This window comes from Variovorax sp. PAMC28562 (assembly GCF_014303735.1).
Taxonomy (GTDB): domain Bacteria; phylum Pseudomonadota; class Gammaproteobacteria; order Burkholderiales; family Burkholderiaceae_C; genus Variovorax.
Genome location: NZ_CP060296.1, coordinates 3,971,263 through 3,986,805 on the forward strand (window position 1 = coordinate 3,971,263; position 15,543 = coordinate 3,986,805).

15 protein-coding genes are annotated in these 15,543 nt (G+C 61.1%); 2 read left to right on the forward strand and 13 right to left on the reverse strand.

Annotated features, from left to right (window positions below; translation table 11 throughout):
- Positions 1–33 precede the first annotated feature (33 nt).
- Complete coding sequence (ftsH, locus tag H7F36_RS18660; protein WP_187052190.1) at positions 34–1,953, reverse strand: ATP-dependent zinc metalloprotease FtsH; 1,920 nt, start codon at positions 1,951–1,953, stop codon at positions 34–36.
- A gap of 176 nt (positions 1,954–2,129) precedes the next feature.
- The gene (locus H7F36_RS18665) at positions 2,130–2,798 is read right to left on the reverse strand and encodes an RlmE family RNA methyltransferase (RefSeq protein WP_187052191.1); all 669 of its coding nucleotides are present in this window, start codon (positions 2,796–2,798) and stop codon (positions 2,130–2,132) included.
- 20 nt (positions 2,799–2,818) lie between these two features.
- Between H7F36_RS18665 and H7F36_RS18670 the strand changes: the two genes are divergently transcribed.
- Complete coding sequence (locus H7F36_RS18670) at positions 2,819–3,298, forward strand: YhbY family RNA-binding protein (protein WP_187052192.1); 480 nt, start codon at positions 2,819–2,821, stop codon at positions 3,296–3,298.
- A 62-nt stretch (positions 3,299–3,360) separates the two neighbouring features.
- On the forward strand, positions 3,361–4,080 hold the full coding sequence (locus H7F36_RS18675; RefSeq protein ID WP_261802681.1) for a glycosyltransferase: 720 nt from the start codon (positions 3,361–3,363) through the stop codon (positions 4,078–4,080).
- A 59-nt stretch (positions 4,081–4,139) separates the two neighbouring features.
- Here H7F36_RS18675 and H7F36_RS18680 read toward each other — a convergent pair whose 3' ends face one another.
- The 11 genes from H7F36_RS18680 to lpxD form a co-directional block, all read right to left on the reverse strand.
- The gene (locus H7F36_RS18680) at positions 4,140–4,565 is read right to left on the reverse strand and encodes a DUF4149 domain-containing protein (protein WP_187052193.1); all 426 of its coding nucleotides are present in this window, start codon (positions 4,563–4,565) and stop codon (positions 4,140–4,142) included.
- Between the two features lie 35 nt (positions 4,566–4,600).
- A complete protein-coding gene (greA, locus tag H7F36_RS18685) occupies positions 4,601–5,089 on the reverse strand; it encodes a transcription elongation factor GreA (RefSeq protein WP_187052194.1) in 489 nt (162 codons plus the stop codon).
- 62 nt (positions 5,090–5,151) lie between these two features.
- Positions 5,152–6,021 carry a Kdo hydroxylase family protein gene (locus H7F36_RS18690; protein ID WP_187052195.1) on the reverse strand — a complete coding sequence of 290 codons (870 nt, stop codon included), beginning with the start codon at positions 6,019–6,021 and terminating at the stop codon, positions 5,152–5,154.
- A gap of 29 nt (positions 6,022–6,050) precedes the next feature.
- Positions 6,051–9,278: a carbamoyl-phosphate synthase large subunit gene (gene carB / locus H7F36_RS18695; RefSeq protein ID WP_187052196.1), complete on the reverse strand. Its 3,228-nt coding sequence runs from the start codon at positions 9,276–9,278 to the stop codon at positions 6,051–6,053.
- Entirely contained in the window at positions 9,271–10,455 is a 1,185-nt protein-coding gene (carA, locus tag H7F36_RS18700; protein ID WP_187052197.1) for a glutamine-hydrolyzing carbamoyl-phosphate synthase small subunit, read from the reverse strand. The genes carB and carA overlap by 8 nt, the downstream gene beginning before the upstream one ends.
- 148 nt (positions 10,456–10,603) lie before the next feature.
- On the reverse strand, positions 10,604–11,383 hold the full coding sequence (locus H7F36_RS18705) for a TrmH family RNA methyltransferase (protein WP_261802383.1): 780 nt from the start codon (positions 11,381–11,383) through the stop codon (positions 10,604–10,606).
- Positions 11,380–12,099 (reverse strand): ribonuclease HII, encoded by a 720-nt coding sequence (rnhB, locus tag H7F36_RS18710; protein ID WP_261802384.1) that lies wholly within the window; start codon positions 12,097–12,099, stop codon positions 11,380–11,382. Before rnhB ends, H7F36_RS18705 begins: the two co-directional genes overlap by 4 nt.
- Positions 12,071–13,222 carry a lipid-A-disaccharide synthase gene (lpxB, locus tag H7F36_RS18715; protein ID WP_261802385.1) on the reverse strand — a complete coding sequence of 384 codons (1,152 nt, stop codon included), beginning with the start codon at positions 13,220–13,222 and terminating at the stop codon, positions 12,071–12,073. Before lpxB ends, rnhB begins: the two co-directional genes overlap by 29 nt.
- Positions 13,223–13,263: 41 nt before the next feature.
- Complete coding sequence (gene lpxA / locus H7F36_RS18720) at positions 13,264–14,052, reverse strand: acyl-ACP--UDP-N-acetylglucosamine O-acyltransferase (protein WP_187052199.1); 789 nt, start codon at positions 14,050–14,052, stop codon at positions 13,264–13,266.
- 13 nt (positions 14,053–14,065) lie between these two features.
- On the reverse strand, positions 14,066–14,548 hold the full coding sequence (gene fabZ / locus H7F36_RS18725) for a 3-hydroxyacyl-ACP dehydratase FabZ (RefSeq protein ID WP_187052200.1): 483 nt from the start codon (positions 14,546–14,548) through the stop codon (positions 14,066–14,068).
- Entirely contained in the window at positions 14,545–15,534 is a 990-nt protein-coding gene (gene lpxD / locus H7F36_RS18730) for a UDP-3-O-(3-hydroxymyristoyl)glucosamine N-acyltransferase (protein ID WP_187052201.1), read from the reverse strand. Before lpxD ends, fabZ begins: the two co-directional genes overlap by 4 nt.
- Positions 15,535–15,543 lie beyond the last annotated feature (9 nt).

The following is a 15,543-nucleotide window of genomic DNA, read 5'->3' on the forward strand; positions in this document are numbered from 1 at the left end:
GAGGCCCCGTTCATCGCTGCTGCGAATTTCACCTCAGGCCGCGGTCGGCGCCGGATCGGGTTGAACCGTCGGCGCGCCGCCGCTGCCACCACCGCTGCCTGAAGGTGGTACGCGTGGCGTCCAGTCTTTCGGTGGGCGCGGTGCCTTACCGGCCATGATGTCGTCCAGTTGCTCCGTGTCGATGGTTTCCCATTCGAGCAAGGCCTTTGCCATCGCATGCATCTTGTCGCTGTTATCTTCGATCAGCCGGCGCGCCATGGCGTACTGGTCGTCGATGATGCGGCGAACCTCGGCGTCGACCTTTTCCATGGTCTGCTCGCTCATGGTAGTCGTCTTGGTAACCGAGCGGCCCAGGAACACTTCGCCTTCGTTCTCGGCATAGACCATCGGGCCAAGCGACTCGGTCATACCGTAGCGGGTGACCATGTCACGCGCGATTTGAGTCGCGCGTTCGAAGTCGTTGCTCGCCCCAGTTGTCATCTGGTGCATGAACACCTCTTCAGCAATGCGGCCACCAAATAGCATGCTGATCTGATTCAGCATGTACTCACGGTCATAGCTATAGCGGTCTTGGGCGGGCAGGCTCATCGTCACGCCCAGGGCACGGCCCCGCGGAATGATGGTGACTTTGTGCACCGGGTCGCACTTGGGAAGGAGCTTGCCGAGAAGCGCATGACCCGACTCGTGGTACGCCGTGTTGCGACGTTCTTCTTCGGGCATGACCATGCTCTTGCGCTCGGGGCCCATGAAGATCTTGTCTTTGGCCTTCTCGAAGTCCTGCATTTCGACTACGCGCGCATTGCGGCGGGCAGCCATCAAGGCGGCTTCGTTGCAGAGATTAGCCAAGTCGGCGCCAGACATGCCGGGCGTGCCACGTGCAATAACGTTAGGGTTCACGTCCTGGCCGAGAGGCACTTTGCGCATGTGCACGGCAAGAATCTGCTCGCGGCCGCGGATGTCCGGCAGCGTCACATACACCTGACGGTCGAAACGACCCGGGCGGAGCAAAGCAGCGTCCAGAATGTCCGGGCGGTTCGTCGCCGCCACGACAATCACGCCGAGGTTGGTTTCAAAACCGTCCATCTCGACCAACATCTGATTCAAGGTCTGTTCGCGCTCGTCGTTGCCACCCCCAAGACCGGCGCCACGCTGGCGACCAACCGCGTCGATTTCATCGATGAAGATGATACAAGGCGCGTTCTTTTTGGCGTTCTCGAACATATCGCGCACCCGTGCTGCGCCCACACCGACAAACATTTCAACGAAGTCGGAACCGGAAATGGAGAAGAACGGAACCTTCGCTTCGCCAGCGATCGACTTGGCAAGCAGTGTCTTGCCAGTGCCCGGAGGGCCGACCAGCAACAAGCCGCGCGGAATGCGGCCACCGAGTTTCTGGAATCGTGCGGGGTCTTTCAGGAAGTCGACGACTTCCTTCACTTCTTCCTTGGCTTCGTCGCAACCCGCGACGTCGGCGAAGGTAACCGTGTTGGTGTTCTCGTCCAGCATGCGAGCCTTGCTCTTGCCGAAGCTGAATGCACCCCCCTTGCCGCCGCCCTGCATCTGTCGCATGAAATAGACCCATACGCCGATCAGCAGAAGCATGGGCCCCCAGCTGACCAGCAGAGTCATGAGAAGCGAGCCTTCTTCACGCGGCTTGACGTCGAACTTGACGTTGTTGGCGATCAAGTCGCCGACCAAACCACGATCTAGGTAGGTCGCGGTGGTGCGGATCTTTCGGTCATCGTTGGTGACCGCCACGATCTCGCTGCCGCCCTGTCCTTCTTGAATGGTTGCGCTCTTGATGCGGTTACCGCGTACTTCTTCCAGGAAGTCCGAATAACCGACATTGTTGGCGCCTGCCGCGCCGCGTGTGTCGAACTGTTTGAAAACAGTGAACAGCACCATCGCAATGACGAGCCAGACGGCAACTTTTGAAAACCACTGATTGTTCAAACAAAACTCCAGTCAGAAGCGCGTGACAGAAAAATGAAAACGCGCGGTAGACAACGCAATTGCAGCTTATTTTAGGCTTTTCAAGCTGCGAAACCTCGGAAATTACCTATAGCAGCCATAGGGCCGGCACGGGTTTGAGGCAAATTCAAGGGCAATGCCCGAAACAGTGCGCGCCATCACTCCGTACGTGCGCCCAGCAAACCCATGCCGACCAAAAACGTCTCGGAAGATTTGTCCCTCGACGCCTTGGGTTTGATGGGCTTGACCGTTCTGAAGTTCGCTTTAAACAGCTTGACCAGCGTGTCGTAACCTCCGCTGTGAAATACCTTGGCGACCAAGACCCCTTCCGGCTTCATGTGGTGCTGTGCAAACTCGATTGCAAGCTCGACCAGGTGCTCGATTCGAGCGGTGTCGGCCGAAGCAATGCCGGACAGGTTGGGCGCCATATCGGACACGACCACATCTGCCAGTCGCCCGCCCATGGCGATTTTCAATTGGTCGACCACCGCATCTTCCCGAAAATCACCGAGAAGAAAAGTGACGCCCTCGATCGGCTCCATCGGCAGCAAGTCGAGCGCGATGATCGTGCCCTGCAACGCCCCGGCCGCTGCGCCGCCCGGAGACATGCGCCGCCGGACATACTGGCTCCAAGCGCCCGGCGTGGAACCGAGGTCGACCACCAACTGCCCCGCTTTGATCAGCCCCAGCGTCTCGTCAATCTCCTTGAGCTTGTACGCCGCCCGGGCACGATAGCCCTCCCGGGTTGCGAGCTTGACGTACGGATCGTTGATGTGATCGTGCAGCCAAGCCTTGTTGACCTTCTTGCCCGTGGTTTTGGTATTCATCTACGCTCGATAATACGAGGATGCCTGCCATTCAACTTTCCCCCGCACAACGCAAGGTGCATCGCGCCGAAGCGCATCACCTCGATCCGATCGTCATGGTCGGTGGCGACGGGCTCACCCCTGCCGTCTTAAAGGAGGCCGACGCCGCCCTGAAAGCGCACGGCCTTATCAAAGTGCGTGTTTTCTCGGACGACCGCGTCGCTCGCGAAGCCATGATGCAAACGCTGGCCGACGAGCTCAGCGCCGCGCCTATCCAGCACATCGGCAAGCTGCTGGTGCTCTGGCGCCCCAAGGTCGAGAAAGAACGTGAAGTCGACGAAGACCGCATGCCCGGCCCGAGGGACGTCAAGATCGTCAAGTACAGCAAGCGTTTCGGTCAGCGCCCCGAGATCAAGACGCTTCGCGTGCTCGGCAACCAGCGCCTGACCCCCGGCGGCACCATCAAGCGGGCCAAGGCCAAGCGGCCACTGTCCGCCAAGAAGCGCCGCCAGGCAGACTGAGCGTGCTCGCGAGCCCGTCGCTGTCGCCTGCGAAGTCGGGTGGCCAGCGCCACATCCTCTGCATGAAGTGGGGAACGAAGTACGGCCCTGAATACGTCAACCGGCTCTATGCGATGGTGCGGCGCCACCTGAGCGGCGACTTCAAATTTGTCTGTTTGACGGACGATGGCGCCGGCATACGGCCCGAAGTCTTGTGCCTGCCGATCCCTCCGTTGGACCTGAGCCTCGCGCCCGGCCAGCGTGATGGCGCCTGGAAAAAGCTGACCACCTTCTCTGCCGACCTGCACGGTCTGAGCGGTACGGCGCTTTTTCTGGATGTCGACGTGGTCGTCGTGGGCGGTCTCGATGCGTTCTTCGAGCAGCCCGGTGAATTCCTGATCATTCATGACTACGCGCGACCCTGGCGGCGCGAGCGCATCACCGGCAATTCGTCGGTGTATAGATTCGAGTTGGGTGCCCACGCCGATGTGCTCGACTACTTTCGTGCCAATACAGAGAAGGTTCAGGCCGAGTTTCGAAACGAACAGCGCTATCTGTCGGATTTTTTGTACCGACAGCACAAGCTCAACTACTGGCCGACGCAGTGGTGCCCTAGCTTCAAGTACCACGGGATCCCGCCATTCCCGGCCAACTTGTGGCGTGAACCCTTCGTGCCCGACGGCTCGCGGATCATGATTTTTCATGGTGAATGCAATCCGCCCGATGCGCTTGCGGGACGACGCAACCGGCTGTTTCGCTACATCCGGCCCGCGAACTGGGTTGCGCGTTACTGGAAAGAGTAGCGGCTGCGCAGCCGCTCGCGGTCGCTCGGGCTGCAATGGCTCAGCAATGACCCAGCTTTTCAGGCAGCGCGTTTTTGAGCTGAGGGCGCCATACGCCAGAGCAGGACTGCTGTAAGAGCCCATTGCGCCAGATACATGCCGCTGCCGACGGCGTGCCAGAGCTTGAGGTTGTTGCGCGCCAGGATGCGGGGCGAAACGGCGTACTCCTGCATCAGGGCAAGCAAGAGCGCAACAACGATCAAAGAGATCGCGATTCGAACTGCCGGCGCCACGCCATCGACCATCTTCGAACGAAAGTAAGTCAGCAGTGCAATGCCGCAACCCAACGCTACCCAAGTCTGCGCAGCAAACAACTGACCTGCAAAATTGCCGGCGACCACCGGGCTGCCAAGCTTGGCGAATGCCATCGGCACCACCAGAAAGCCAGTCGTCGTCAGGCTACCCCACCAGAAGGAGGCGAGCAGCAGTGCGAAGCGGTCTTTCATTGCGGCAAAAGCCTCGGTTCTCGGAGTCTTCAGAATCAGACGTAGCTGACGCCCATGATCTCGTAGCGCTTCAGCCCGCCAGGCGCTTGCACCTCCGCAGTGTCGCCCTCTTCCTTGCCGATAAGCGCACGCGCAATCGGGCTGGAGATGTTGATGAGCCCGAGCTTCAGGTCGGCTTCGTCTTCGCCAACGATCTGGTACTTGACGACTTCGCCGGATGTTTCTTCTTCTAACTCGACCGTCGAGCCAAAGACGACTTTCCCACCAGCATCGACCTCGGTCGGATCGATGATCTGTGCAGCCGACAGCTTGCCTTCGACCTCCTGGATGCGGCCTTCGATAAAGCCCTGGCGGTCTTTGGCGACTTCGTATTCGGCGTTCTCGCTGAGATCGCCTTGCGCACGCGCCTCCGAGATCGCGTTGATGACCCAAGGCCGTTCAACCGTCTTCAGGCGATGCAGTTCTTCGCGCAGCTTCTCGGCGCCGCGCTTGGTGATGGGGATGGTTGTCGAAAGAGTAGCCACGTTTGTTGCTCCAGAAAACGAAACCGCCGAACGATGCCGTTCGGCGGTCGGTTGGGGACAGGTCAGACGAGATTGCGTCCGGTCAGCCGGCTCAGTATGGCGAGCGGGCTCGAGTTTGGATTGTATTGCTTGGCTGCGGCAAGGTGCAGCGTCTGCTCCAACATGTACTGGCCTGACATGACCGCATGAGATGTCTGGTCCGAAAAGCAGACCCATACCGACCCCGCAGGGAACGACACGGTTTGCTGCGGCGAGGTCTTCTGGTATTCCAGATCGGACTTCATGCCGTCGTGCAACTGCAGCATCAGGTGGTCATATTCGCTGCGCAGCGACTTGGTCACGCGCAAAGCCCGCATCAGCTTGGCCTGCCATCCCACATAGGGCTTGGCCCGCGGCAAGAAGCGGGCAGCCACTGCCTCGAATGGTTCACCCACCCGCCAGACCCGCGGCAGTCCGTCTGGGTTGGCGTTGGTGAACACACGCAGGATGCGCTCGCCATAGTTGGGCCGAGAGGGAAACGAATCGACGTGCAGCCGCTTGTCGTCGGCGCGCCAGGACTGCACTCGCGTCTCCACCTGCGCTGGCCGGTAGCTCGTGGGCGCGAGTCGCAGCGCGGGCGTGTAATGGGGCAACAGCCCGTTGATGAGCTGCTGCGCCTGCTCACGAAATCGCGACACCATAGCGGCGACGGCGCGTTGTACCGCATCGTCGCCGGCTGCGCCCTTGAGCTTGCCATCGGCATTCAGGCTGATATTGCGCACATCGGGCGAAAGAACGGCCGGCGTCAACAAGCCCCGCTCTTCCGGTAGTAACTCGAATGCGAGGCGCGGAAAATAAAGCACCTTGCCCGCTTCCAACGCCGCGATCCACGCACCGTTCGCCTTGGCCGCAGTCCAGTCGGCTAGATCGAGCTCTACGAGCTGCGTGTCCATGGCGCACTCCCTTCGCTCTGCTACAGGCATCAAGCCGCAGCGAGCTGCGCGTGCATTTCCTGAATCGAAATGACACCCAGCTCATCCATGTGCTGCATGCCTTCGACCGCGGCTTCTGCACCGAAAATCGTAGTGAAGGTGGTCACGCGGGCCAGCAGCGCCGACGTGCGGATCTGGCGCGAATCGGTGATCGCATTGCGACGCTCTTCGACCGTGTTGATGACCAACGCGATCTCCTTGTTCTTGATCATGTCGACGATGTGCGGGCGGCCTTCGGTCACCTTGTTCACGACCGCGCAAGTGACGCCTGCTGCCGAAATCGCAGCCGCGGTGCCCTTGGTCGCAATCAACTCGAAGCCCAGCTTGGCAAGGCCACGTGCCACGTCCACGGCGCGCGGCTTGTCGTTGTTCTTGACCGAGATGAACACCTTGCCGGACTTGGGCAAGATCGTGCCTGCGCCGATCTGCGACTTCACGAAAGCCTCGCCGAAGGTCTTGCCCACGCCCATCACTTCACCGGTCGACTTCATCTCAGGACCCAGGATCGTATCCACGCCCGGGAACTTGACGAACGGGAACACCGCCTCTTTCACGCTGAAATATGGCGGCGTCACTTCTTTAGTCATGCCTTGCGACTTGAGCGATTGGCCGGCCATGCAGCGCGCCGCCACCTTGGCGAGTTGAATGCCCGTCGCCTTGCTGACGAAAGGCACCGTGCGCGACGCTCGCGGATTCACTTCGAGCACATAGATGACGTCTTTGCCGTCCCTCTGTTGAATCGCGAACTGCACATTCATCAAGCCCACGACGTGAAGCGCTTCGGCCATCGCGGCGGTTTGCCGCTTGAGTTCGGTGATCGTATCGGCGTTCAGGCTGTAAGGCGGCAACGAGCACGCCGAGTCCCCCGAATGCACGCCCGCCTGTTCGATGTGCTCCATCACGCCGCCGATCAGCGTCGTACCGTCGGCGTCGCGGATGCAATCGACATCGCACTCGACAGCGTCGTTCAAGAAACGGTCGAGCAGCACTGGTGAGTCGTGGCTCACCTTGACGGCCTCACGCATGTAGCGTTCGAGGTCGCGCTGCTCGTGCACGATTTCCATTGCGCGTCCGCCGAGCACATAGCTCGGGCGCACCACCAGCGGATAACCCAAGGATGCTGCTTTTTCAAGGGCTTCAGGCTCAGTGCGCGCCGTTGCGTTCGGCGGCTGACGCAAGCCGAGTTCGTGCAGCAGCTTCTGGAAGCGCTCGCGGTCTTCGGCCGCATCGATCATGTCGGGCGAGGTGCCGATGATCGGCACGCCGTTGGCTTCGAGGTCGAGCGCCAGCTTGAGCGGTGTCTGGCCGCCGTACTGAACGATCACGCCGATCGGTTTTTCTTTATCGACGATTTCCAGCACGTCTTCGAGCGTGAGCGGTTCGAAGTAGAGGCGGTCGCTCGTGTCGTAGTCGGTCGATACGGTTTCCGGATTGCAGTTGACCATGATGGTCTCGTAGCCGTCTTCGCGCATTGCCAACGCAGCGTGCACGCAGCAGTAGTCGAACTCGATGCCCTGGCCGATGCGGTTGGGACCGCCGCCAAGCACCATGATCTTCTTCTTGTTCGTCGGCGCAGCCTCGCACTCGTCTTCGTACGTCGAGTACATGTAGGCGGTGTTCGTCGAAAACTCGGCTGCGCAAGTGTCGACGCGCTTGTAGACCGGGCGCACGCCGAGTGCGCGGCGCTTCTCGCGGACCGCGGTGTCGGTGGTCTTCAACTGGAACGCCAGTCGACGGTCCGAAAAACCCTTCTTCTTCAGCGCCAGCAGAGTGTCTTTGTCGATGTCGTCGAGCGACTTCGTTTCAAGTTCTAGTTCGATCTTCACGATCTCTTCGATCTGCACCAAAAACCACGGATCTATCTTGGTCAGCGCAAACACTTCGTCCACGCTCAGGCCCATCGCGAAAGCATCGCCGACGTACCAGATGCGCTCGGGGCCGGGCTCGCCCAGTTCCTTCTCGAGCACTTCGCGGTCCTGCGTTTTCTCGTTCATTCCATCGACGCCGACTTCGAGACCGCGCAATGCTTTCTGGAACGACTCCTGGAAGGTGCGGCCCATGGCCATCACTTCGCCCACCGACTTCATCTGCGTCGTCAAACGCGAATCGGCCTGAGGAAACTTTTCGAAGGCGAAGCGCGGAATCTTGACGACCACGTAGTCGATGCTGGGCTCGAAACTGGCGGGCGTTGCGCCGCCCGTGATCTCGTTGCGCAATTCATCGAGCGTGTAGCCGACTGCCAGCTTGGCGGCGACCTTGGCAATCGGGAAACCGGTAGCTTTGGATGCGAGTGCCGACGAACGCGACACGCGCGGGTTCATCTCGATCACGACCATGCGCCCGTCCTTGGGGTTGATCGAAAACTGGACGTTGGAACCACCTGTGTCGACGCCGATTTCACGGAGCACGGCGAGCGACGCGTTACGTAGGATTTGATATTCCTTGTCGCTCAAGGTCTGCGCCGGCGCGACCGTGATCGAGTCGCCTGTGTGCACGCCCATCGGGTCCAAATTTTCAATCGAGCACACGATGATGCAGTTGTCGGCTTTGTCGCGCACAACCTCCATCTCGTACTCTTTCCAGCCGAGCAGCGACTCTTCGATCAGCAGTTCGTTGGTGGGCGATGCTTCGAGGCCGCGCTTGCAGATGGTCTCGAATTCGTCGGGGTTGTAGGCGATGCCACCGCCGGTACCACCGAGCGTGAAACTGGGGCGGATCACGGTCGGAAAGCCCAACGTCTTCTGCACGACCCACGCTTCGTCCATCGAATGCGCAATGCCCGAGCGCGCCGACCCGAGACCGATCTTGGTCATCGCGTCTTTGAACTTCAGACGGTCTTCTGCCTTGTCAATGGCCTCCGGCGTAGCGCCGATAAGTTCGACCTTGTACTTGTCGAGAATGCCGTTGCGCCAAAGGTCGAGAGCGCAGTTGAGCGCAGTCTGGCCACCCATGGTCGGCAGGATCGCATCGGGGCGCTCCTTGGCGATGATCTTCTCGACTGTCTGCCAGGTAATCGGCTCGATGTAGATCACGTCGGCCGTGGCCGGGTCGGTCATGATCGTCGCTGGATTGCTGTTGATGAGGATGGTCTTGTAGCCCTCCTCGCGCAGCGCCTTGCAGGCCTGAACGCCCGAGTAATCGAACTCGCAGGCTTGGCCGATGATGATCGGGCCGGCGCCGATGATGAGGACGCTTTTTAGATCGGTGCGCTTAGGCATTGCTGTTCCCTGCTTTGTGCTTTTCCATCAATGCCGTGAAGCGATCGAACAAATAGCCGATGTCGTGCGGACCCGGCGACGCTTCCGGATGACCCTGGAAACAAAACGCGGGCTTGTCGGTACGCGCCAGGCCTTGCAGCGTGTTGTCGAACAGGCTGATGTGCGTCGGTCGCAAGGTGGGTGGCAACGATTTCTCGTCCACCGCGAAGCCATGGTTCTGACTCGTGATGCTCACGCGGCCGTTATCGAGGTCTTTCACCGGATGGTTCGCGCCATGATGGCCGAACTTCATCTTGAAGGTCTTGGCACCGGAGGCCAGCGCCATGATCTGGTGGCCGAGGCAAATACCGAAAACCGGAATACCGGTGTCGATCAACGCACGTGTCGATTCGATCGCGTAGTCGCAGGGCTCCGGGTCGCCCGGGCCATTGGCCAAAAAGATGCCGTCCGGCTTGAGCTTGAGCACGTCGGCCGCCGGGGTTTGCGCCGGCACGACGGTGATGCGCGCACCACGTTGCGCGATCATGCGCAGGATGTTTTTCTTGACGCCGTAGTCGTAGGCGACGACATGGAATTTCGGCGTGATCTGCACGCCGTAGCCGGAGCCGAGCTTCCACTCGGTCTGGTTCCACTCGTAGGCATGCTGCACCGACACCACCTTGGCCAGATCGAGCCCGGCCATATTGGGGGCGCCCTTCGCGGCGGCGATCGCCTTGTCAATGAGCGCCTGCGTCACGGCTTCTCCTTCGGCCAAACCCAGGATGCAGCCGTTTTGCGCGCCGTGGGTCCGCAGATGGCGGGTGAGCTTGCGCGTGTCGATGTTGGCAATGGCGACGGTCTTGCCCGCCACGAGGTATTCGCTCAGCGTAGCGGTCTTGCGGAAGTTGGACGCGATGAGCGGCAAGTCTTTGATGATCAAGCCTGCCGCATGAATCTTGTCGGCCTCGACGTCTTCCTCATTGACACCGTAGTTGCCGATGTGCGGATACGTGAGCGTCACGATCTGCTGGCAATAGCTGGGATCGGTCAGGATTTCCTGATAGCCGGACATGGCGGTGTTGAACACCACTTCGCCGGTCGTGGCGCCGGCGGCGCCAATCGAGTTGCCTTGAAAGACTGTGCCGTCTGCAAGCGCCAGGATGGCGGGTGGGAAAGCTCCCTTTAGAGACAAAAGCACTGGGGTTCTCCGGATGGATGACGCCCAAAACGAACCCTGATTTGACTCGAAGGGTCGCGACTTTCGTCGAGGAGTTGGCTAGCGTTCGCTGTGGGCGGGGTGTGAGCGGGAAAGCCTTTGATTATAGCCGCGAGCTGCTGCCTCGAACTTACAAAACGGACGTCGCAGCGCTCGCATGAAGGCAAATTGCGGCGGCCGCGGCCACGTTCAACGACTCTTCGCCACCCGGTTGCGCGATGCGCACGTGCGTTGTTGCGCGCGCAGCGAGTGCGGCGGACACGCCCTGCCCCTCGTGGCCCATCAGCCAGGCACAGGGATTCGGCAAGCGGAGCTGGTGCAGCCATTCGCCTTGGTGCGAGCTGGTGGCGATGAGCGGCACCTTTAGGGTGTCGAGAACGTCGACCTCGGCGCCTTCGATCAGACGCAAGCCGAAGTGCGCACCCATCCCCGCACGCAGCACCTTCGGCGCCCAAAGCGCCGCAGTGCCCTTGAGCGCTATCACTTGCGTGAAGCCGAAGGCCGATGCGCTGCGCAAAATCGAGCCCACATTGCCCGCGTCCTGCAAACGATCGAGGATGACGGTGGGCGCGTTCGGCAAGAGTACGAGCGGCTCGGGCAGATCGATCACGAAACCCATCGGCGTCGGCGACTCGAGCGCGCTCACTGCGGCCAGCAACGCATCCTCGATCACGATTGTTTTGACTGCCGCGCCGGACCATTCCACCTTGGCCTGCGGCCAGTACGTTTCAGAAAACACGGCGATGGCCGGCCGCACACCACGTTCCAACGCCGCTCGGCAAAGATGATCGCCCTCCAGCCAGAGGCGGCCGAGTCTGCGATAGGCGCCTGCGTCGTGCGACAGCTTGCGCAGGTCTTTCAGGAGCGGGTTGTCGCGCGAGCTGACATGGCTGACGTCGGGCGACGTCACTGCCCGAATCCGAGCATCGAAGGCGTTGTGGGTAAGACGCGCAATTCGATTTGTGTCGGCGTCGTTTCGACCCGAACGCCGATAGCGACAGCGCCCATCCGCACCAACGCCGCCGCGACAGGACTGAATGAACGCCGGTGGTGAATGCATGCACCGTGACGCAGCAATGCCTCTAGGTGTTCGGGCGTGCCGTAGCCCTTGTGGCCGGCAAAGCCGTACTGCGGAAACTCATCGTGCAACTGTTGACAAAGCTTATCGCGATGCACCTTGGCAATGATCGATGCGGCCGAGATCGACTTGATGAATGCATCGCCCTGAATGACCGCTTCGGCCAGCACATCGAGCGTCGGCAACCGGTTGCCGTCGACCAGCACCTTGGCAGGCTTCAGGCGCAGCCCCTCGACGGCGCGACGCATGGCGATCATCGTCGCCTGAAGGATGTTGTGAGTGTCGATCTCTTCGACAGTTGCGTGCGCGATGGAGCAACACAACGCCTTCGCCAGAATCTGCTCGTTGAGCCGCTCCCGCTGCAACGCCGTCAGCGTCTTGGAATCGGCCAGGCCGCGAATGGGTCGCGAATCGTCGAGGATGACCGCGGCAGCGACGACAGGGCCAGCGAGGGGACCACGGCCGGCCTCGTCCACGCCCGCAAGCAGACCTGGCGCGTCCCACACCAGGCGCGCCTGTTCAGCCTTCAAGAACTTTTTGGATCGCATCGGCACACAGTGTCGGCGTATCTCGCTGCAGTTGCTGATGCAGCGTCGTAAAACGTTGTTCGAGCGTACGCACCTTGTCGGGGGCTTGCAGCCATGCCAGCGTAGCCTCGGCCAGAGCCTCGGGTGTGGCAGCGTCTTGCAGCAACTCGGGTACGACGAACTCACCGCAAAGGATGTTCGGCAATCCGACCCAAGGTTGCAACTGCTTCTTTTGCATGATGCGCCACGAGATGCCGTTCATGTTGTACGCGATGACCATCGGACGCTTGAAAAGCGCGGCCTCGAGCGTGGCAGTGCCGCTGGCGATCAAGGTCGCATCGCAGGCAGCGAGTGCCGCATGAGATCGGCCATCGAGCAGCGTTATCTGGTCGGCCATGCCGCTGGCTTGAAGCGCGGCAGCGACATCGGAGCGCAGGCTGGGAATGACCGGCACCACAAATTGCATGTTCGGTTTTGCGCGCTTCATGAGCGCCGCCGCTGCGAAGAATCGTGATGCCAGGTAACGCACTTCGGAGCGGCGACTGCCCGGCAGCAGCGCGACGACCGGCGCATTCGCATCTAGGCCCAACGCCACGCGGGCTGCGGCGCGATCGGGCTTCATCGGAATGACATCGGCCAACGGATGACCCACGTAGCTTGCCGACACGCCGTGCTCGGCCAACAGCGCGGGTTCGAACGGAAAGATGCACAGCACATGATCGGCTGCTGCGCGGATCTTTTCGACGCGGTCTGCACGCCACGCCCAGATCGACGGACAAACGAAGTGCACGGTCTTGATGCCGCGACCTCGCAGGCTTGCCTCGAGGTCGAGATTGAAATCAGGCGCATCGACGCCGATGAAAAGATCGGGCCATTCGCGCAGCAGGCGGGCCTTCAGCTGTCGGCGAATGCCGGAGATCTCAGCGTAGTGGCGCAGTACTTCCACATAGCCGCGCACCGCCAGTTTCTCTTGCGGCCACCAGGTCTCGAAGCCGCGGGCAAGCATGCGGGGACCGCCGATGCCGACCATCTTGAGAGCAGGCCAGCGAGCCCGCAACCCGTCGAGCAGCAGTCCGGACAGCAGGTCGCCAGATGGCTCGCCCGCCACCATCGCGAATTGCCGCGGACCGACCTTGCTGTCCATGCCCGCTTCAGCGGTTCGGGTTTCTGAATGCCTCACCCGGCTCAACGCGCGATACCGCGCGTGACGCTGGACAGAAAGTCGCTCATGAGCGCGGCCTCGGCCGCCGCTTCGGGCAGCTCGGCCGTCAACTCGCTGATGCCGGCACGCGCCTCGTCGAGCGTCTTACCTTGCCGATACAGCAGACGATGCATCTGCTTGACCGCGGCGAGTCGCTCCGGCGAGAAACCGCGCCTCCGCAGGCCCACCAGGTTGAAGCCGCGCACCGCCATCGGATTGCCATCGACCAGCATGAAAGGCGGTACGTCCTGCGACACGGCGGTGGCGAAACCGACCATCGCATGTGCACCGATCTTCACGAACTGGTGGATGCCGACGAGCCCGCCGATCGTCACCCAGTCGCCGAGCTCGACATGGCCCGCGAGCGTCGTGTTGTTCGCCAACGTGGTGTGGTCGCCGACCAAGCAGTCGTGCGCGATGTGGGTGTAGGCCATGATCCAGTTGTCATGGCCCACGCGCGTAACGCCGCCCGCGCCGGGCACACCAAGGTTGAAGGTGCAAAACTCGCGGATCGTGTTGCGATCACCGATGACCAATTTGGTCGGCTCGCCCGCGTACTTTTTGTCTTGCGGCACTGCACCGAGCGACGAGAACTGAAAAATGCGGTTGTCCTGGCCGATCGTCGTGCAGCCCTCGATCACGCAGTGCGCACCGACCGTGGTGTTCGCGCCGATCTTCACGTGAGGGCCGATGACCGTGTAAGGGCCGACCGCGACGGAACCGTCGAGTTCGGCTTTGGGGTCGACGATCGCCGTCGAATGAACCTGCGTCATGCGCCGTTCAGGATCAGTTGATCTGGCGCATGGCGCACATCAGGGTCGCTTCGCATGCGAGTTCGGAGCCTACGAGCGCACGACCCTTGAACTTGGAAATGCCAGCCTTCATGCGCTCGATTTCAACTTCGAGCGTGAGTTGATCGCCGGGCTCCACAGGCCGCTTGAAACGCGCGCCATCGATCGCGGCAAAGTAATAGATGGTGTTCTCGTCCGGCACCATGTCTAGCGAACGGAACGACAGCAACGCGGCGGCCTGCGCCATGGCTTCGAGCATCAGCACACCCGGCATCACCGGCCGGTGCGGAAAGTGTCCGTTGAAAAAGGGCTCGTTCATCGTCACGTTCTTGATCGCCGTGATCCGCTTGCCTTTTTCCATCGACAGCACGCGGTCTACCAGCAAAAACGGGTAGCGATGCGGCAGCAGCTTGAGGATTTGATGGATGTCGAGCGATGTGTCGAGCGCTGAATCGAGCGTGGAGTCGGGCGTTGTCATGGTGCTTTATGGTCTTGCGTAGCCGCTTTTTCAAGCGCCCTGAGTCGATCGCGCAGAGTGTGTAGCTGCCTGACCGTCGCGGCGTTTTTCTGCCAGGAAGCATTGTCGTCGATGGGGAACACACCAGTGTAGTGGCCCGGCTTGAGGATCGACCCCATGACCGTTGTGCCCGCCGAGATATGCACCCCGTCGGCGATGGTCACGTGTCCGATGATGATCCCCTGCCCGCCGATGGTGCAATGCGCGCCGATGCTGGTGCTGCCCGCGACGCCGGTGCAACCGGCCATCGCCGTATGCTTGCCGATTCGGACGTTGTGACCGATCTGGATAAGGTTGTCGAGCTTGACGCCGTCTTCGATCACGGTGTCATCGAGCGCTCCACGATCAATGCACGTATTGGCGCCGATGTCGACATCGTCGCCAATGCGTACCGCGCCAAGCTGCTCGATCTTGACCCACTTCCCTTCGTGCAGTGCATTTCCGAAGCCATCGGCACCGATCACCACGCCCGGATAGAGGTTGCAACGCGCACCAATGATGCAGTCTTCGCTCACCGTCACGTTCGACTTGAGGACAGTGTCTGCGCCGATCCGCACGCCACGCTCGATCACGCAGAGCGCGCCGATACGGGCCGTCGAGTCGATGTCTGCACCGGGATCGATGATGGCGCTGGGGTGGATGCGCGGCGTGTCAGGTCGTGCAAGGTGTGCCTTCCACAACTGCGTGAGCAGTGCGAAGTAATAGTGCGGGTCACTTGCAACGATAAAGGCGCCGCGTGCTGCGGCGAGTTCGCGCATGGCGGGAGCAACGATCACGCAAGCCGCCTTCGATACGACGAGGTCGTCGTTGAATTTGGAGCTGCTGAGAAAAGTGAGCGCGTCTGCCTGCGCGCTTTTCAATGGCGCGAGCCGCTCGATCGAAACCGCGCGGTCGCCATGGAGTTCGCCACCCAGGGCGTCGACGATGGCGCCAAGCGACAGTGACACGGCGCTCGT